Here is a 19,975-nt window from a genome sequence, read left to right as displayed (position 1 = left end):
CCTCAATCATTCTTTAATCGCTTTTAGGCTTAGATCTAAACTGTTTACAGAATGGGTAAGTGCTCCTATCGATATATAATCAACACCAGCGTTAGCATAATCCATAATATTATCTGCGGTAATGCCGCCAGATGCTTCGGTTATATAGCGGCCTTCGTTCATAGCCACGGCTTGCTGTAACACGTCGGGCTTAAAGTTATCGAGCAAAATACGGTCAACTCCGCCGACCTGCAAAACCTCTTCCAGTTCTTCCAGGTTTCTTACTTCGATCTCTATTTGCAGGTCTTTGTCCTGTGTTTTCAGGTACTCCCGGGCGTTGGTTATAGCATTTCTGATACCTCCCGAATAGTCGACATGGTTATCCTTGATCAGGATCATATCATACAAACCAAAACGGTGATTTACACCACCACCAATTTTTACCGCCCATTTCTCAAGGTAACGCATTCCAGGAGTTGTTTTGCGGGTATCCAGCACCTTGGTACCTGTACCTTTAAGCATCGAAACAATCTGATTGGTGCGTGTTGCAATGCCCGACATACGTTGCATACAGTTCAACACTACACGCTCTGCTTTTAAAATGCAATGCACGCTGCCTTCCAGTGTAAAGGCTATATCGCCAGGTTTAACAGGAGTACCATCTTTTATCAGCACATCCATCTTAAGTTCAGGATCAACAATACGGCATATTTCTTCGGCCAGCTCAACACCAGCCAATATACCTGTATCCTTAACTATTAAACGGGCTTTACCCTTAGTACCTGGTAAAATAGTTGCCAGTGAAGTATGGTCGCCATCGCCAATATCTTCTAACAGGGCATTTTTTATAATTGGGTCTATAAGTTCTTTATCCAAAATCGTGGTGTATTAAACGTCAAAAGTAAAAACAATTGACAATTATTTAGTTTGATAAATTAGTTGATTTAGGAGAATGTTACATTGTATAACCAGAAATAAAGCGAATTTTGAGATAATAAGGTCTACGATTGTTGATTTAATATTGCGTTATGGACATACAGGAAGAAATCAGGGCTTATATCGAAAGCCAGCCCCAACCCAAGCGGAGTGACATGAACACCTTGCACAAGCACATCCTGGAAACATTACCTGGATGTAAACTATGGTTCCTGGATGGAAAGAACGAGGAAGGTAAGATTGTATCTAACCCTAACGTAGGATACGGTTCCTATTTTATAAAATATGCCAACGGAACGAGCAAGGAGTTTTATCAAATTGGTATGAGTGCAAATACAACCGGAATCTCTGTTTATATTCTTGGACTCGACGATAAAACATATTTAACCCAGACCTATGGGAAAACATTGGGCAAAGCTAGTGTTACAGGCTATTGCATCAAATTTAAAACCCTAAAGGATATAAACATAAATGTACTCGAAGCAGCGATACTTTATGGGGTTGAGTTTACTAACACAAAGTAATTTCTATAGTACGTAACAACATAGTAGCCTAATGACTACCCACCAATAAACATAAAATCTATATTTGCACTGTGGAACAACAAAAAAAACTCGCCCTATTGATTTTGGATGGCTGGGGATACGGCCGTCATGACAAATCTGACGCTATATTTAATGCCGAAACTCCTTTTTTCGACCATCTGATCAGCACTTATCCCAACTCAAAACTTGAAGCATCTGGCATGGCCGTTGGTTTGCCCGACGGACAAATGGGCAACTCTGAAGTAGGACACATGAACCTGGGTGCAGGCCGTGTGGTTTACCAGGAACTTGGCCGAATTCACAAAGCGGTTGATGATCACGAACTACCCACCAACGCAGTAATTAAAAGCGCTTTCGATTACGCTAAAGAAAACAACAAAGATGTACACTTTATCGGCCTGGTATCAGACGGTGGCGTACACTCGCATATTAAACACGTAAAAGGACTGTGTGATGCAGCCGGCGAATTTGGTTTGGAAAAAGTATTTATCCATGCCTTTTTAGATGGCCGCGACACTGACCCGAATGCAGGTGCAGGCTATATCGCCGATCTGGAAAACCATATTAAAGATACGCCAGTTAAGATTGCTTCGGCTATTGGCCGCTATTATGCAATGGACCGCGATAACCGTTGGGAGCGCGTTAAACTGGCTTACGACGTAATGGTACATGGCACAGGCAAAGCGACTACCGATTTGTTAGGTGCTATTAAGCAATCGTATGCCGATGGTGTTACTGATGAATTTGTACAACCTATTGTTAATGTAGGCGCAGACGGCCAGCCGCTTGCAGTGATCAAGGATGGCGACGTGGTATTGTGCTTCAATTTCCGCACCGACCGCGGCCGCGAAATTACCCTTGCGCTAACGCAAAAAGAGTTTCATGAACAAAACATGGTTCCGTTGAAGCTGCGTTACATCACCATGACTACTTACGACGAGACATTTAAAAATGTCGATGTGGTATTCACAAAAGACGATCTGGTAAAAACGTTAGGCGAAGTTTTACAGGATGCCGGTAAAACCCAAATCCGTATTGCCGAAACTGAGAAATATCCGCACGTAACTTTCTTTTTCTCGGGAGGCCGCGAAAAAGAGTTCACAGGCGAAAAACGCCTTTTAGTGCCATCACCAAAGGTTGCTACTTACGATTTACAGCCCGAAATGAGTGCCGAAGGTATCCGCGATGCCATTTTACCGGAACTGGAAAGCGGTTGGGCCGATTTTATCTGCCTTAACTTTGCTAATACCGACATGGTGGGCCATACTGGTGTATTTGAAGCTGTAGTTAAAGCTGCCGAAACTGTTGATGCCACCACTAAAGCGGTTGTTGAAACCGGTTTAAAAAATGGCTATTCATTCATCATCATTGCCGATCATGGTAATGCCGATTTCATGATCAACGAGGATGGCTCGCCAAATACAGCGCACACTACCAACCTGGTGCCATGTATTATAATTGATAATGATGTTAAACAAGTGAAAGACGGTAAATTGGGTGATATCGCTCCTACCGTACTCACCATACTGGGAGTTGATATCCCGGAGGAAATGACAGGGAATGTACTTGTATAAATTACATAGCAGATGGTTAGCCATCTGCTATTCTTTTTTTATATCCACTGCCTTAGTGGCTTGTAAGCCCGATGTTAAAGAAACCACGGGCCAGTATAAATACTTCGACCTGAAGGGTTTCATTAACGCCGATTCTACACGCCTTAACCGTAGCAACCCAACGGTTAACAAAACGGTTAACCATAACGGCGCGAGCGAAACCAAAAACGTTAAGATAGCCAACTGGGGCCACGAGCTAAGTTTGTTCGCATCGTCAGATATTAATAAACCTTCATGGCGTCAAAGTTACACGATAAACACAGCAGGCGACAGCACTACCTATAAGGCAATTACCCCCGATCTGAAAACACGTGAGCTAACCGTAGCTAAAACCGGCGATAAGGTAAGCTGTATACGCATCGTAAACCACATTAAAAACATGCTTTACGAAACCCGCGAAGTGCTTACCTATCTACCAGATTCGGTTTATACTATTGACAAAACGCAGCACGTTATTTTGCTGGGTAACAACAGGTATATTATTAAAGGAAAGTTTGTAAAATAAGCTTAACGATGGCCAACGGCAGTGGCCAGCTTTTCTTTAGATATATCAAGTAGCGATGCAATATCTGCCCGGCTGGGGTTATCATTTAACACCTTCTCCAGGTCGCCTATAGAAGCCCTCAGGGCATTGATGCCGCGTACTTTATCATAGGTTGATTTGGATGTTGGGTCGAGTTTAAAAACACCGTATTCCCGATAAGCTATCCCCCTGTTCTGATAATATTTGGCATCAGTTGGCTCCAGGTATATCGACTTGGTAAAATCTACAATTGCGCCATAAAGATACTTATCCCGTTCCTGCGCCGAAAGTGAATTATCCTTCGCCATATACGTTTTAGCTCTTGCACGATAGTAGTACGATGTTGCATCTGCCGGCTTTATAGCTACAACACGTGTATAGGCAGTAATCGATTTTTTGTAATTAGCACTGTGATAGTAAGAGTAGCCAAGCATCCATAAGGCATCGGTATTGGTAGAGTCAATAATGCATGCGCGTTCCAGTCGCTGAACCGCAACCTTAAAATCTCCCTCCATTAGCGCCTGTTGGCCTAATTTAACATAAGCATTTTGCGCCGAAGAGACTTTAGCGGATGTTATAGCTAATACAACAAGTATGACCGGTAACCTCATCAGGGACTAAAACAGTAACAAAATGAATATACAAATAACTGCCAATGTTAAAATTTATTATGCAAACAGAGCAATTATTTGTCAAATATTTGCAAATACCAGGCCACTACGGGCCATCTGCTGACTATTTTTCATGCTAACACACCATTAATATTTATCAAACACTATTTTAACATTCTGTTTAAAATCATAAAAATCAAGTTATTACCAAAGCAAAATGTTTATCCCAATCGATAATCGTATCTTGGCACATCTCTTGAACCATAAGCGATGGAACAGCAATTTATACTAATACGGCACTCAAAAAGCGGTTATTACCAATAAAGCTGACAACTTGACGTTATATATATTTTAGAAAGGGCGCCCTAATGAGCTACGATCCATTTGATTTTAAAAATACATTACCGGTAATAAACGAAGATTCCGAGTTTTTTCCGCTGATGTCTTCTGAGGATGAGGAAGAAATGAACAATGAGCAGGTGCCCGAAGTTTTAGCAATTCTCCCTCTTCGTAATACTGTATTATTCCCCGGCGTGGTTATTCCGATAACAGTTGGCAGGGATAAATCTATAAAACTGGTACGCGAAGCTAACAAAGGCGAACGCATTATCGGGGTGGTTTCGCAACAAGATGTGAGCATCGAAGACCCCACCTTTAGCCAGCTTAACACCATTGGTACCACAGCGCTTATTGTTAAAATGCTGCAAATGCCCGATGGTAATACCACCGTTATTTTGCAGGGTAAAAAGAGGTTCCACCTGAAAGAAGAAATTCAGAGCGAGCCTTATATCAAGGCTACTATTGAACCTTTTGAAGAGATAAGGCCTAAAGAAGATAAAGAATTTAAAGCCATGGTATCGTCTATTAAAGACATGGCCATGAGCATAGTGCAAATGTCGCCCAATATTCCAACCGAGGCTGGCATTGCTATTAAAAATATCGAAAGCATTTCGTTCCTCATCAACTTCATATCGTCTAACATGAATGCCGATATGTCTGTTAAGCAGCGCATGCTGGAGACCATTAACCTACGCGAACGTGCCAATCAGGTATTGGAGCATCTGACTACCGAATTGCAGATGTTGGAATTAAAAAACCAGATCCAAACCAAGGTACGTGTAGATCTGGATAAACAGCAACGCGATTATTTCCTGAACCAGCAGCTTAAAACCATACAAGAAGAGCTGGGTGGCAATACGCCCGACCTGGAACTGGATAACCTCCGTCAGCGTGCTACCAAAAAGAAATGGGCTAAAGAAATAAGCGACCACTTCAATAAAGAACTGGATAAGCTTAACCGCATTAACCCTGCAGCAGCAGATTATTCAGTGCAAATGAATTATCTGGAATTGCTTCTCGATCTGCCTTGGAACGAATTTACTAAAGATAACTTCGACCTTAAACGTGCACAAAAGGTTTTGGATAAAGACCACTTTGGCTTAGATAAGGTTAAACAACGTATTATCGAATACCTGGCTGTGCTTAAGCTAAAGCACAACATGAAAGCCCCTATCCTTTGCCTGGTTGGCCCTCCGGGAGTTGGTAAAACTTCTTTGGGTAAATCAATTGCCAAGGCGCTGGGCCGCCGTTATGTGCGTATGGCGTTGGGTGGTTTGCGTGATGAGGCCGAGATTCGCGGTCACCGCAAAACTTACATTGGGGCAATGCCTGGTCGTGTTATCCAGTCTATTAAAAAGGCTGGCGCTGCTAACCCGGTATTTATTTTAGATGAGATTGATAAGGTGGGAAATGATTTCCGTGGTGATCCATCATCTGCCTTGTTAGAGGTACTTGACCCTGAGCAGAACAGCACGTTTTATGACAACTATGTAGAATTGGATTTCGATCTTTCTAACGTAATGTTTATAGCTACGGCCAACTCATTAAGCTCTATCCAACCGGCATTGTTAGACCGTATGGAAATTATAGAGGTTAACGGTTACACCATCGAAGAAAAAATTGAGATTGCCAAACAGCACTTGGTACCTAAACAACGCGAAGCGCACGGCGTAAAAGCCAAACAGGTATCGTTGAAGAATGATGTAATTGAGAAAGTTGTTGAAGAATATACCCGCGAGTCGGGCGTACGTAACCTCGATAAAAAGATAGGTTCTGTAATTCGTGGTGTTGCTAAAAGTATTGCGCTGGAAGAAGATTACAATCCATCAGTAAGCAAAACCGATATCGAAAGAATATTAGGCGCACCTATATTTGATAAAGACCTTTATGAAGGCAACAAAGTAGCTGGTGTAGTGACAGGCCTTGCCTGGACCTCAGTTGGTGGTGATATATTATTTATCGAAGCTAGTTTAAGCCCGGGCAAAGGCCGTTTAACCTTAACCGGTAGCCTTGGCGATGTAATGAAAGAGTCGGCTACGATTGCTTTGGCTTATCTCCGTTCGCATGCAGGTCGCTTTAATATCGATCAGCGTTTATTTGATCAATGGGATATTCACATCCACGTACCTGCAGGGGCGACACCAAAAGATGGACCATCGGCAGGTGTTACCATGCTTACAGCTTTAACTTCGGCGTTTACCCAACGTAAGGTAAAACCGCATTTAGCTATGACTGGCGAGATAACCTTGCGCGGCCGCGTACTGCCTGTAGGTGGAATTAAAGAGAAAATCCTGGCTGCTAAACGGGCCAATATCAAGGAAGTTATCTTGTGTAAATCGAATCAGAAGGATATCCTTGATATTAAGGAAGATTACATTAAGGATATGCAGTTTCATTACGTTACAGAAATGCGCGAAGTGATTGAAATGGCTTTATTAAACGAAAAAGTTGAAGATGCCATTGACCTTACCGTAAAAGAAGAGCCCAAACCATTAATGGTTCATTAACAGGTTTTTAAATTTCTTAATTAAATATTTATAGAAGCCCCGAAATTTCGGGGCTTTTTATATTTTAGCTGAGTTAAGAAATGTCCCCTGACTAAATGAAAAGAATTATACCCGCCGCAATTTTACTGATATTTTGTTCTTTACATATCAAAGCTCAATACCGCTCGCAGGAGATTGGGATACAATCAGACAATGATGCATATTTAGGCCAGGGGTCTGATCGTTACTATACCAACGGTATTTTTGTTTATTATCGCCAAGGCATGCCTTTTGACGAAGGCGGCAAGTTGGCCAATAAAGTGTTTGGGTTAGAATTTGGACAAAAGATGTATAACCCGCAATCGGGAAATATCCAAAGCTCAAACCCTGATATCCCCTATGATGACGTAAGGAATATCGACCGCCCTTTTGCAGCATATTTATATGTAGGCGCTACCTACAACCTGCTCTATAAAAAGCAAAGCAATTTAAAGCTAGGTGCGCAAATTGGTTTTACAGGCTCAAAAGCGCAAGGCGAACCGGTGCAAAAGTTTATTCATAACACATTCGGATTTTATCCCCCATTTGGCTGGGACCATGAGGTTAAAGGCGGCTTAAAGTTCACCTTAACCGGCGAGTATAATAAAATGCTCCTGAGAGAGGAGATATTTGATATTAACTTTAGCTCTTATGCAAATCTGGGTAACGCATTTACCGGTGCAGGCTTTGGCCCTTTATTCCGTTTGGGGCGTACTAATAAGTTATTTAACTCGGTAAGTACTCAGAGTACGGTGATGAACCGTAATGGTGTTAAAGCTAACGATGAAGAATTATTCTTTTACTATAAGCCCATGGTTAATATCGTTGGTTACGACGCCACTATACAAAGTAAATCGGGCCAGGTACCGGGTAAATTTACTAACCCAAATGAAGACCCAACTGTTTTAAGCATGGCAGAAGTAACGGGCACTCCGGAACGATTGATTGTGAGCAACCAGATAGGCGGAGCATGGAATAGCGGCGACAGGTGGACTGTTGACCTTTCGGCTACTTTCCATACCAAAGATACCAAAGAGATGCTGAGATCTCACCAATGGGGATCCTTAACGGTAATGTATCACTTCAATTAGTAGTCGAAATTTTTACGGCGATTTTCCTTTTTACCTGCGTGCAGTTTCTTTTGATCTAAGCGTGCAGCTTTTGCAGCCCTGCTTACCTTAGTGGCTTTGCGTGGTTTGGTTTTTTCAAAAGCCTTCACCATTAGGGCATGTAGCTTTTCGAGCGCTTTTTCGCGGTTTAAGTATTGGCTGCGTTCTTCATCGCATATTACTTGTATGTATCCGTCTTTGTTTAAGCGCGAGTCGAATTTGGTATGCAGGATCAACTTTTCTTCATCGGTGAACAACTGCGAGGCATCTATATCAAAGTTGAGTTCGACCTTGGTTGATACCTTGTTTACATTTTGCCCACCCTTACCGCCGCTGCGTGAGGCCTTAAAAGAAACCTCGCGTTGTATATCGGCCTTACTTATATTCATACCCAAAACTAATTATATTTTTGACTTCAGGGATCGTGGAAAGAATTCCCATCGGTGTAATCCTAAAAAGATATTCGTAATTTAGCCCCTCGAATGAGTACTAATATTGTAGTGGCTATTGATGGATATTCATCATGCGGAAAAAGCACATTAGCCAAGGCCTTAGCCAAAAAACTTCACTTTATATATGTTGATAGCGGCGCGATGTACCGTGCAGTAACCCTTTATTTATTGCGCAACAACATCGACATTACCGATGAAAAAGCGGTAGAAGCCGTATTGCCCGATATCCATTTAAACTTCCACTCGCGGGATTATCAAACTCATATTTTATTGAATGATGAAGAGGTATCCGACGAGATCCGTTTAATGCCAGTATCAAACAATGTAAGCCCTGTTTCGGCTATTAAAGCCGTGAGGACAGAGATGGTAAAGCAGCAGCAGCGCATGGGCAAATCAAAGAATATTGTGATGGATGGACGCGATATTGGCACTGCTGTATTCCCCAACGCTCCATTGAAGTTGTTTATGACCGCCGACCCTAAAGTACGTGCAGAACGTCGCTTTAAAGAATTGCAGCCAACTAATCCAGATATTACCCTCGAAGAAGTATTTGAAAACATTGCCCACCGCGATTACTCTGACACCACACGTAAAGAAAGCCCTTTGGTGCGTGCCGAGGATGCTATCATTCTGGATAATACTAACCTTACGCCAGAAGAACAATTACAATTTGCGTTAGACAGGGTTGAGCCCTTACTTAAAGCGAAACGTCAATAAGCGGCTCTTCAAACTTAGCTGCTTTAACCCCAAACCGGTTTAAAAAATCAACACCTTCGTCACTCGCAAGTCCTTTATATTCGGCATACGAGTGGCGAAAATAAACCTGTTTAATCCCTGCCGAAAAGATCAGCCGCGCACATGGCAAACATGGCGACAGTGTGGTATACATCGTTGATCCTTCCAACCCTGCACCATTTTTCATGGCGTATAAGATAGCGTTCTCCTCGGCATGGAGTGCAAGTGAACAGCTACCCTTAGAGTCGCGTGGGCAGCCTGTATCAGGCCATTCTATATCGCAATTATGCGTACCCGCCGGCGGGCCGTTATATCCTATCGATATAATGCGCGAGTCTTTAGTTAACACAGCCCCAACCTGTGCCTTAACACAATGACTGCGTTTAGCCAGATCGGTCGCCAGGTTCATAAATATGAGGTCGAAACTTGGTTTCATGTTGTTAGTTCATAGTTCATGGTTGATGGTTCATAACAGCGCCGTTCAGGCTATGATCTATGAACCATCAACTATGATCTAAATTAATTAATGCCCGCCCTTAGCCGGTGCGTCTAATTCGATGTGGCTTAAATGCTTCCAGCAATAGTAGCCGAAGTAAACGATATATACATAGCACAATGCCGGCAGGAACAAGGCTTTCTGGATACCCGCAAAGTCGGCAACAGCACCCTGGATAACCGGAATAACCGCGCCCCCTAAAATAGCCATTACCAATAACGACGAACCCTGACTGGTATATTTACCCAAGCCAGCAATGGCCAGCGTATAAATATTAGAGTACATGATCGAGTTAAATAAGCCGATAGCCAGGATAGTCCACATTGCTAAATGGCCGCCGGTAAAAATGGTGATCAGCAATAAAATAACATTGACACCCGCAAACAAAGCAAGCGTACGGCCCGGCGATGATTTACCCACCATAAAGGCCAACAGGTTCAATACAATAAATATCAGGAAGTAGCTGATCTGGGCAAATGTAAGATCAACAATAGACAGGATCACACCAAACACCGCGGCCGCAGTCAGAAGCATATAAATTGCTTTTTTACCGGCACCAATGCCCTTGTTTAAAGAGATAGCACCTAAGAAACGCCCGATCATGGCGCCGCCCCAGTATAGTGCCAGGTAGTTTTTGCTTACGGCCTCGGTAAAACCGGCAATATCGTGTTGCTTTAAAAAGCTAACGATAAAACTACCGATAGCAACCTCACCACCTACGTAAAAGAAAATACCTAAAACACCTAATTTAAGATTAGTGAATTTCAGCGCACCTAAACCTTTGCTTTCAATCGCTTCGGAAGTAAATTCGGGTAATTTTACAAAATAAATGATAACGCCAAGCAGTATAAATAATCCTGCAAAAACGAGATAAGGAATCTTGGTCGACTCTGCCGTAACAACGCCATTGGTAGCAAAGAACTCCAGGATTAGGTACCCTCCTAAAACCGGGGCTATTGTGGTACCCAATGCATTAAATGCTTGTGTAAGGTTCAATCGGCTCGAAGCGCTCTCCTCCGGGCCTAGTAATGATACGTAGGCATTTGCCGATATCTGCAATAATGTAAAACCTAACCCAAGCACAAACAATGCGCCTAAAAACAGGCCATAAGTTGCGTATGATGCAGCTGGGTAAAACAAGGCACAACCTATAGCCGATACTACCAAACCTAACAGAATACCGCTTTTATAGCCTATTTTATTGATAGGATCGCCTTTATAATAGGAAATGATGAAGTAAATAAGTGACCCAATAAAGTACGCCCCGAAAAAGCAAAACTGCACCAGCATTGCCTGCAAATAGCTCAACTGAAACAGGTTTTTAAGATGCGGTATCAACACGTCATTCATACAGGTAATAAATCCCCACATAAAAAAAAGCGATGTCAGGGTAATTAGGGGTAAAGCATAACTTTTGCTTTTAGAGCTAGCAGCACTCATATCGATGGTGTAATTATATATTATTTTGTGTTAAAAACGAAGCCGACCTGTAGTATGCAATTGTTGCATATTACAGGTCGGCCAAGTTATAAAATATGTTTGAGACTACGTTTAGTCATTGGTCATTTGTCACTGGTCATTTACACATTTGAGTAACCAATGCACAATGACTGTTGACTAAATACCCTAAAATTAGTGTCCTGCCCCAGCTTCGATATGATCAATATCGATACCTTGTTTACGAAGCGCGGCTCCGGCTTTCCATGCGAAGAACGCCAGGTAAGCAAAACCAATTAACGGGATAATGTATGAGAAGTGAATACCACTCATGCCAGAGATCAGGTTACCACTACCATCGGCCAGGATACCTTGCACCGGAGGGATGATAGAACCACCCAAGATCATCATGATCAGTAATGACGAACCCTGGCTAGTGTATTTGCCTAAACCAGCTAATGATAACGCGAAAATTGAAGGCCACATAATTGAGCAGCATAAGCCACCGCTGATGAAGGCGTAAGTAGCAACAATACCGCTGGTAAGCATTCCGATTAGCATAAATGCTGCCCCCATTAAACCAAATATGCTCAGTGTACGGATAGGCTTTTCTTTACCTAATAGGAAACCCACAATTAAAAATACTACGCAAATACCGTAAGGAGCAAGTTTTGCAATATCTGCATGGCTAATCGCATTAGCTCCAAGTACTACGGCAAAAGCTATAAAAGGAACTAATATCGTCATTATCATACGTGAACTCTTCGAAAGGTTGAATACACCGATGGCACCAGTCCAACGGCCTATCATCAAGCTCCCCCAATATAATGAGATGTATGGTGCAATATCTTTACCAGAAATGCTGCCAAATGCTTTAGTTTCTAACAAAGCGCCAAAGTTACTTTGAATAGTAACCTCTGTACCTACGTAAGTAAAGATAGCGAGCATACCCAAAATAAGTTGAGGATATCTCATAGCACCCCAGCCTTCTTTTTGTTTGGTTGCTGTAGAAGATGAAACCGCAAGCGTAACCAGGATTGCGAACAACGAACCATATACATAATAGGCCGCTGATAAGCCGGTTGCATTGCTTAAAGGCGTAGCCGCCAATATTAAACAGAAAGCGATAAAAATGATAAACAACGGGAAGTTAGCTTTTGTACTCGCTTCGATTTTCTCATCGCTGGTTACTTTAGGCAATTTAGTTACCCAAAAGAAGATCGCCAACGCCAGGAACAAAGCTGCCAATATATAATACAGGTTGTTTACAGATGATATAGATACTACTGCGTTACTGTTGCTGCTTGCCGAACCAAATAACAGGAAGCTTACAACCACCGGGCCTAAAATACTACCAAAGTTGTTTACACCACCTGCCAGATTTAAGCGGGTTGAACCTGTTTCTGGCGGGCCTAAAGCCACAATAAATGGATTAACGGCAGTTTGTTGTAATGCAAAACCAATTGCGATGATGAAAAACGCACCTAAGATAAACCCGAATACGCCTGCATTGATGGCAGGAACCATCAATAATGCACCTACTGTAGAGATTACTAAACCTAAAACAATCGCATTTTTATATCCAATCTTGTTCAGGATATCAACTTTACTAGCTTGCGATGCAAAATACAACACTAACGAGCCAATAAAATAACCTCCGTAAAAGGTAAAGTCAATTAATTGTGATTCGAACTGTGTTAAGTGAAAGTGAGCTTTGCAAAAAGGAATGAACACTCCGTTTGATGCTGCCGAAAAGCCCCAGAAAAACCAAACCGTTATTAGAGAGTATAATGCCGATCGGTTACTGTTAGCGTTGTTTTGTTCCATCAATGTAATATAATTGGGTTTTGAGGCACTAACATAAAGTTTTTTTTTAATACGAACACACTTTGAAAAAATAAATAAATACAATTAGCTACTTTCTTTGTTAAATGCCTAAAATTGCATTGCTTTACCCCGCTGTAATGCACACTAAATTGTATTAATGATAGAAGCTATATTTTCGGGCATAGGTATAGGGCTGGTATTGACCTTCTTAACCGGCCCGGTATTTTTCGCTCTGATTAAAACGAGTATCGAGAAAGGCTTTCACGCAGGGGTTGCCTTAGCTCTTGGCGTGGTATCCAGCGATGTTGTATTTGTGGGCGCTATTATATTTGGTTCGCAATTTTTCGATGTCCCTCCTAACGTTAAGGTATGGCTAGGGGTAATTGGATGTGCTATATTATTTACTATTGGCGTTTATTACCTGCTTAAAAAAGCCGAGGTTGATTACAACACACACACACCTGCAAGTGTAAACCGCGCGGGCTACTTTCTTAAAGGGTTTTTGATGTGCATCTTCAACCCAAGCTTACTTTTCCATTGGATTACCGTTATCGGTACAGCCAGCACCATGTACCACATTGGTGTACATCACAGGCAGTTAAAGATTGCCATTATGTTTGCCACCATTCTTGCCGTGCAATTTGGCATGGACACGGTAAAGGCCTTCTATGCCAACAAACTGCGCGACAGGATCTCTGTAAAATTTGTACACCGCCTAAACTACGTAGCCGGTGTTGCCCTTATTATTGCGGCTTTTGTAATTTTAGACAAGCTGGTAACGCATATCGTCTTCTCTCCTATCCCGACTACAGACTGAGTTTGGTGATTGGTTGATTGAGTTAAGTGGTTGATTAGGTTCTATATATCCAAAAGTTCACCCCAAAATTGAGATCTTTGATTTACTACTTAGCAGATAATCCATGCCAATAGATAAAGATAACGAGATAGTCACACTTAAATCAAAAATAGAATCGAACGATCCACACGCGCTTAGCGCTGTTAATCGCTTAATCGAATTAGATAAAGAAATAGCGGTTGATTATCTGATTACGCTATTAGACAGCACGAAGCCAGCATTGCGAAGTCTATCAGCTTTGGGCTTACATGATTTGGCCGACAGCAGGGCGTTAGAACCTTTATTTCAAGCTATTACAAAACCAGAAAATACAAATAGTAACGGTACGCTAGTATTCGCATTAGGAGGATTAGATTGCTCAAGTAAATTTAGTGAGATCTTTGATCTCTTATTTTATGGAACTTACGAAGTAAAGGTAGAAGCGACTGCCATACTTGAAGAGCAGACATTCGAGTTTAGGAAAGCCGATTTGCGCATGATACAAAATAAATGGAATGAAATACAAGCTAATCCAGACTTATGCCCATATTACGACAATTACAAAGAGAATATACACGACTTGGTTAGTTCTTATTTATACTATTTGGATAAATAATCGTTGACAACGATTCAGGCCACTTAGTTTAAAACCTAAACAATACCAAACAAAATTGGGTTGAACCATTGCTTGAAAACTCAATCAACAATTCAACCCAATCAACTTATAAACTTATTTCTGATTACATATAAGCTCTTTGGTTTTTACCTTCCATCCAGTTAACAAAGGCGCGGTTAACCACTTTGTTACCACCTGGGGTTGGATAATCACCAGAAAAATACCAGTCGCCTAAATGCTCTGGACAAGCGACATGTAGGTTATCAAGTGTTTGATAGATCACCTTAATTTCGGCTTTAGTACCTTTAGGTGTAATGATCTTTGCAATACGGTCAGATATTTCCTGATCTGTAAATGGCTCATAAATGGCTTTTACAAAGTTCTCAGCTTTCTCTGCAGGTGTGCCTTTAGCGGCAACGCATTTTTGGTACACATCCAATATCACGTTTTCGCGGCCTGTCTCTTTCAACAAGCTAACAGCTGCTTCAAAGGCTACAAACTCACCCATGCGCGACATGTCGATACCATAACAATCCGGGTAACGGATCTGCGGGGCGGATGATACCACAATGATCTTCTTAGGGCCTAACCTGTCTAATATTTTAAGGATACTTTGTTTCAGTGTGGTACCGCGTACAATCGAGTCGTCCAGCACAACCAACGAGTCGGTAGAGTTTTTGATTAATCCGTAGGTGGTATCATAAACGTGGGCAACCATTTCGGTACGGTCTGCATCCTGGGTAATAAAAGTGCGCAGTTTAACGTCTTTGATGGCAATTTTCTCAACACGTGGTGCCAGGGCTAATACCTCGCTCAACTCGTCGTCGGTTATCTTGTCCTCACGGTTTAGCAGGCGTTCGCGCTGATAGTTCTTCACGTATTTGTTCACCCCTTCTACCATACCATAAAAGGCAATCTCGGCAGTGTTAGGAATGTAAGAGAACACTGTGTTTTTAATGTCGTTGTCAACAGCGTCCAATATCTGCGGACAAAGTAATCTACCTAATTGCTTACGTTCGCGGTAAATAGCAGCATCACTACCACGAGAGAAATAGATACGCTCGAAAGAGCAAGATTTCTTTACCGTAGGTTCGCTAAACTGTTCTTCCGAAACATGACCGTTTTTCTTAACGATCAAGGCGTGCCCCGGTTGAATTTCTTTGATCTCCTCGAAAGGAATATTGAAGGCAGTTTGAATAGCTGGTCGCTCTGAGGTAGCAACCACAAACTCATCGTTATAGTAGTAGTAAGCAGGGCGGATACCAGCCGGGTCGCGCATTACAAATGCATCGCCATGGCCTAGTATACCTGCAATGGTATATCCACCGTCCCAGTTCTTAGCCGATTTTTTAAGGATCTTAGCAAGGTCCATGTTGTCGGCAATCATTTTGGTAATGGCAATATTATCGTCGTTACCCTCGCGCTTAAACTGATCGAACAAGCCTTGTACCTCGGTATCCATAAAGTGACCGATTTTTTCCAGTACAGTTACGGTATCGGCTTTCTCTTTAGGATGTTGGCCCAGATCGTATAATTGCTGTAATAACTCGTCAACATTGGTCATGTTAAAGTTACCGGCAATTACCAGGTTACGGGTCATCCAGTTATTTTGACGAAGAAAAGGGTGACAGTTTTCGATACTGTTTTTACCGTGAGTACCGTAGCGCAAATGGCCCAGTAGTACTTCGCCGGTAAAGCTCATGTTTTCTTTAAGCCAAACGGCATCCTTCATTTTTTCAGGGTGCTCCTTCTCTACCTCGGCAAACTTTTTCATGATGTACTCAAAAATGTCTGCCACGGCATTTTGTGCCATAGAACGGTGCCTGCTTATGTAACGTTTACCAGGCTCGATATCTAATTTAATAGTAGCAACACCTGCGCCATCCTGGCCACGATTGTGTTGTTTTTCCATTAAAAGATACAGCTTGTTTAAACCGTAAAGCGCGGTTCCGTATTTCTTCTGATAGTAAGAGAGAGGCTTTAATAGGCGAATAAAAGCAACGCCGCATTCGTGTTTTATCTGATCGCTCATGGTTGGGAATGAGACTGCAAAGGTATCATTTTAAAATGATGTTGCTACCGCTAATTTGTCATTTAAAAGCATTTTAAATTAACGCAGATTTAACGATTACAGAACTTTGTCATTCAGAACGATAGCGAAGAATCTTATTCAACTTAGGGTTAGCGCTATAAGTAGATTCGAAAAGCAAAGCCAGTGCTACTATCAAACTATCTTCCCGCTTTCCGCTGCAAATCCTCACCGCCTGCCGGCGGCTCCGGGTTTTCCACTTCAATCGGGTTTAGGAACTTCTGTTATTTTGTTTGAGCATGTTGTGAGTTTTGTCTCCCGACTCAAACTTCCCCTTTAGGGGGTCAGGGGGTATGCACAAAAAAACCCGGCCTTCGCAAAACCGGGTTCTCGGAACATGTATTAAATAATTAAAGGAAAGGCTATCTTATAATTTTTCGCCGTGCTGACTGATATCCAGCCCCACAGCTTCTTCATCTACAGACACTCTTAATGGCGATATAATATCGGTAATTTTCAGCAATAATAACGAACCAAAAAAAGCAAAGATAGAAACTCCTATCAATGCCGCAGATTGCACCAAAAATAAGTGTGTTTCACCAAAAAACAAGCCGTTTGATGTAACCGCCGGGTTTACGTTATGATGGGCAAACACACCGGTAAGCAACATACCCACCAAACCGCCAACACCGTGACAAGGGAATACATCCAAAGTGTCATCAATACTGGTACGCGTACGCCACTCTACCACTAAATTACTTACTATGGCGGCAATAATACCGATAGCCAATGAATGCGGTACGGATACAAAGCCAGCCGCCGGTGTAATGGCAACCAACCCAACCACAGCACCGATACAAGTGCCCATAGCCGAAGGCTTACGTTTGCGGAACATATCAAAAAACACCCAGGTTAAGCCCGCTGCCGAAGCCGCTGATGTAGTAGTAGCCAACGCGTTTGCAGCCAGTGCCGATGCACCTAAAGCCGAGCCTGCGTTAAAACCAAACCAGCCGAACCATAATAAACCGGTACCGATAATTACATAGGTAATTCGCGCCGGCGAGTGGTTAGCCTCTGCCCTACGCTTTAAAAACAAAGCCGATGCCAATGCAGCCCATCCAGCCGACATATGCACTACCGTACCACCTGCAAAATCCAGCACACCCAATTTAGACAGGAAACCATCTGGGTGCCAGGTGCAATGTGCCAGCGGGGAGTATATAAATATGGCAAATAACACCACAAATATGAGGTAAGAGTTAAAACGGATCCGCTCTGCGAATGCGCCCGTAATAAGCGCCGGGGTTATAATGGCAAACTTTAACTGGTACATGGCAAACAACAACAGCGGGAAGGTTTTGGCAGCAGGCCATACCGCGTCGCCAAGCATACCCTTCATCATAAAATAGGTGCCGGGGTTACCAATTATACCGTTAACATCATCGCCAAAAGCTAAACTGAAACCAAATACCACCCACATTACGGTTACAATAACCATACAGATCAAACTCTGCAACATAGTGGAGATCACATTCTTTTTGTTCACCATACCGCCGTAAAAGAAGGCCAGCCCGGGGGTCATGATCAATACCAATGCGGTTGATACCAGCATCCAGGCAATGTCGCCTGTATCAAAGTGTGGTACTTCGCCTGGGGCAGCAGGTTTAATATCGATAGATGGATGAACGAATGTGAGTATAAGAACTACAATGATCAAAGAGAAAGGGAGGAAACGTTTCATTTAACTGTATTATGCAGACTTAGAATGGCTGAAAATACAAATAATTAATGTTTTCCGCACTTATTTTATAAAAATTATAAAATAAATAGCCTTAACAGCCTCAATTTACAATAAGCCTACTAAATAAGTGGGGAATATTCCGAACAAAAGCACCACAAGCGCCAAAACGAAAGAAATAATAAGCAGCCAATTTGCAGATGAAGTTTCTGCAACCTCAGTTTCTGCCGCCGGTTTCTTTAAAAACAGGTATAATGGAATCTTAATATAGTAAAATAACGACACCACGGTTGTTAAAGCTCCTGTAACCATAAGCAAAAGCAACCAAATATTATGATTTTGCTGATAAACCGAATACACGGAAGAGAACACTAATAATTTACCGTTAAAACCCGCACTTACAGGTAAGCCGGTTAAAGAGATAAGGATCATTACAAAGCTTACACTAGCTAATGGATATTTTAAGCCCAATCCGCGATAGGCATCCAGATCCTCGGCACCTGTTAAATCTGCAAAATAAGAAGCCAACATAAGCGCGCCGATGTTGGCGAACACGTATACCGCCAAATAAAATGTCAAAGCAGATACCCCCTGCTGCGAAAAAGTAGCTACAGCCATCAGCGCAAAACCGGTATGCCCAATGCTTGAATAAGCCAGTATGCGTTTAATATTCTTCTGCCATACGGCTGCAAAATTCCCCGCTATCATGGTAATAATTCCTATAACAGACAAAAACAACCTAAAGTCAAAAGCTACCCAATGCGTATTAAATACAAATGGTGTAAGTAGATTAATCAATAAAGCAAAGCCAGCAATCTTAGGCAGTGTAGATAAATAAGCCGTAACGGGCGTTGGCGCTCCCTGATAAACATCTGGCACCCAAAAGTGCATCGGTATAAAAGATAATTTGAAGCCTATGCCGACCAGTGTAAGGATAATTGCTACAGACACTATAGCCGGATTAGCAGCAATAAGTCCCGGCACCAAATTGGCATCAAAATAACCCAAAGTACCGGTAAGGCTATATAAAAGCGATATACCATATAGCATTATAGCCGACGCTACCGCGCCAAACAACACATATTTTAAACCAGCTTCGGCACTGAAACCATTTTCAGAACGATAGGCGGCCAACAGGTACGATGCCAACGAAACCATCTCTATAGCCAGATAAACCGCCAACAGGTTTACCGACATCACCATTAAATGCAGGCCCAATACAGATGCCACTACAATGGTATATAAATCCGATAAGCCCTTTTGGTGTTCTTTCAAACGTTTATCAAGCCCGAAGTAAACAATGAGGATGATGGCAAAAAAGTCGATGATCAACTTAAACGATACTGCCAGCTTGTGCAGCAGTAACATGTTATTAAACAAAAACACCGAACCATCTGCATGTTGCAGTAATAAGCCTATTTGTTGCAGATCTTTAAACAGTACAATAAATAAGCCGGCTATCGCAATAGTGCGGCAGATCCAGGCAGACTGACGACCAAAAATAAGATCTGTTACCAGCACCAATAAGAAAAGCACAGCCAGGTAAATCTCCGGATTAAAATATGGAAGACTACCTATAGTATTGCTCAACTGTAAGGATAGAGATGGTAACAGATCGTTCATTATTTCT

The 19,975-nt window shown here is 42.2% G+C and carries 17 protein-coding genes; 8 read left to right on the top strand and 9 right to left on the bottom strand.

The window, feature by feature from the left end:
• Nucleotides 1-6: 6 nt before the first annotated feature.
• A complete protein-coding gene (gene nadC / locus GSY63_RS04075) occupies nt 7-855 on the bottom strand; it encodes a carboxylating nicotinate-nucleotide diphosphorylase (protein WP_166584550.1) in 849 nt (282 codons plus the stop codon).
• 152 nt (nt 856-1,007) lie between these two features.
• On the opposite strand from nadC, the gene GSY63_RS04070 reads away from it, so the two are divergent.
• The 3 genes from GSY63_RS04070 (at nt 1,008) to GSY63_RS04060 (ending at nt 3,578) form a co-directional block, all read left to right on the top strand.
• The gene (locus GSY63_RS04070; protein WP_166584549.1) at nt 1,008-1,439 is read left to right on the top strand and encodes a DUF1801 domain-containing protein; all 432 of its coding nucleotides are present in this window, start codon (nt 1,008-1,010) and stop codon (nt 1,437-1,439) included.
• A gap of 71 nt (nt 1,440-1,510) precedes the next feature.
• Nucleotides 1,511-3,034, top strand: a complete 1,524-nt coding sequence (gene gpmI / locus GSY63_RS04065; RefSeq protein ID WP_166584548.1) for a 2,3-bisphosphoglycerate-independent phosphoglycerate mutase — start codon at nt 1,511-1,513, stop codon at nt 3,032-3,034.
• Between the two features lie 55 nt (nt 3,035-3,089).
• A complete protein-coding gene (locus GSY63_RS04060) occupies nt 3,090-3,578 on the top strand; it encodes a hypothetical protein (protein WP_166584547.1) in 489 nt (162 codons plus the stop codon).
• 2 nt (nt 3,579-3,580) lie between these two features.
• Here the strand turns inward: GSY63_RS04060 and GSY63_RS04055 are convergent, their stop codons facing one another.
• Nucleotides 3,581-4,207, bottom strand: coding sequence for a tetratricopeptide repeat protein (locus GSY63_RS04055; RefSeq protein WP_166584546.1), 627 nt, complete (start codon nt 4,205-4,207; stop codon nt 3,581-3,583).
• Nucleotides 4,208-4,575: 368 nt separating this feature from the next.
• On the opposite strand from GSY63_RS04055, the gene lon reads away from it, so the two are divergent.
• Complete coding sequence (gene lon, locus GSY63_RS04050) at nt 4,576-7,053, top strand: endopeptidase La (RefSeq protein WP_166584545.1); 2,478 nt, start codon at nt 4,576-4,578, stop codon at nt 7,051-7,053.
• A gap of 95 nt (nt 7,054-7,148) precedes the next feature.
• Nucleotides 7,149-8,162 (top strand): lipid A deacylase LpxR family protein, encoded by a 1,014-nt coding sequence (locus tag GSY63_RS04045; RefSeq protein ID WP_166584544.1) that lies wholly within the window; start codon nt 7,149-7,151, stop codon nt 8,160-8,162.
• Here the strand turns inward: GSY63_RS04045 and arfB are convergent.
• Nucleotides 8,159-8,569 carry an alternative ribosome rescue aminoacyl-tRNA hydrolase ArfB gene (gene arfB, locus GSY63_RS04040; protein WP_166584543.1) on the bottom strand — a complete coding sequence of 137 codons (411 nt, stop codon included), beginning with the start codon at nt 8,567-8,569 and terminating at the stop codon, nt 8,159-8,161. The two genes, GSY63_RS04045 and arfB, sit on opposite strands and share 4 nt — an antisense overlap.
• 93 nt (nt 8,570-8,662) lie before the next feature.
• Between arfB and cmk the strand changes: the two genes are divergently transcribed.
• Complete coding sequence (gene cmk, locus GSY63_RS04035; RefSeq protein ID WP_166584542.1) at nt 8,663-9,349, top strand: (d)CMP kinase; 687 nt, start codon at nt 8,663-8,665, stop codon at nt 9,347-9,349.
• Here the strand turns inward: cmk and GSY63_RS04030 are convergent.
• The 3 genes from GSY63_RS04030 to GSY63_RS04020 form a co-directional block, all read right to left on the bottom strand.
• Nucleotides 9,330-9,803, bottom strand: a complete 474-nt coding sequence (locus GSY63_RS04030) for a deoxycytidylate deaminase (protein ID WP_166584541.1) — start codon at nt 9,801-9,803, stop codon at nt 9,330-9,332. The two genes, cmk and GSY63_RS04030, sit on opposite strands and share 20 nt — an antisense overlap.
• Nucleotides 9,804-9,890: 87 nt before the next feature.
• Nucleotides 9,891-11,303: a sugar MFS transporter gene (locus GSY63_RS04025; protein WP_243749150.1), complete on the bottom strand. Its 1,413-nt coding sequence runs from the start codon at nt 11,301-11,303 to the stop codon at nt 9,891-9,893.
• 192 nt (nt 11,304-11,495) lie between these two features.
• Nucleotides 11,496-13,127: a sugar MFS transporter gene (locus tag GSY63_RS04020; protein ID WP_166584540.1), complete on the bottom strand. Its 1,632-nt coding sequence runs from the start codon at nt 13,125-13,127 to the stop codon at nt 11,496-11,498.
• A gap of 157 nt (nt 13,128-13,284) precedes the next feature.
• Here GSY63_RS04020 and GSY63_RS04015 point away from each other — a divergent pair, with 157 nt between their 5' ends.
• Both GSY63_RS04015 and GSY63_RS04010 read left to right on the top strand, forming a co-directional pair.
• Nucleotides 13,285-13,944: a LysE family translocator gene (locus tag GSY63_RS04015; RefSeq protein WP_166584539.1), complete on the top strand. Its 660-nt coding sequence runs from the start codon at nt 13,285-13,287 to the stop codon at nt 13,942-13,944.
• A 103-nt stretch (nt 13,945-14,047) separates the two neighbouring features.
• On the top strand, nt 14,048-14,578 hold the full coding sequence (locus tag GSY63_RS04010) for a HEAT repeat domain-containing protein (RefSeq protein WP_166584538.1): 531 nt from the start codon (nt 14,048-14,050) through the stop codon (nt 14,576-14,578).
• 124 nt (nt 14,579-14,702) lie between these two features.
• Here GSY63_RS04010 and GSY63_RS04005 read toward each other — a convergent pair whose 3' ends face one another.
• The 3 genes from GSY63_RS04005 to GSY63_RS03995 all read right to left on the bottom strand — a co-directional run bounded on the left by GSY63_RS04005 (nt 14,703) and on the right by GSY63_RS03995 (nt 19,968).
• Nucleotides 14,703-16,610, bottom strand: coding sequence for an amidophosphoribosyltransferase (locus tag GSY63_RS04005; RefSeq protein WP_166584537.1), 1,908 nt, complete (start codon nt 16,608-16,610; stop codon nt 14,703-14,705).
• Between the two features lie 424 nt (nt 16,611-17,034).
• On the bottom strand, nt 17,035-18,348 hold the full coding sequence (locus GSY63_RS04000) for an ammonium transporter (protein ID WP_166584536.1): 1,314 nt from the start codon (nt 18,346-18,348) through the stop codon (nt 17,035-17,037).
• A 105-nt stretch (nt 18,349-18,453) separates the two neighbouring features.
• Nucleotides 18,454-19,968 (bottom strand): NADH-quinone oxidoreductase subunit N, encoded by a 1,515-nt coding sequence (locus tag GSY63_RS03995; protein ID WP_166584535.1) that lies wholly within the window; start codon nt 19,966-19,968, stop codon nt 18,454-18,456.
• Nucleotides 19,969-19,975 lie beyond the last annotated feature (7 nt).

Origin of the sequence: Mucilaginibacter agri (assembly GCF_009928685.1) — a bacterium.
Lineage (GTDB): Bacteria > Bacteroidota > Bacteroidia > Sphingobacteriales > Sphingobacteriaceae > Mucilaginibacter > Mucilaginibacter agri.
The sequence above is the reverse complement of the archived record's forward strand: the minus strand, read 5'-3'. Positions and strand labels throughout refer to the sequence as shown.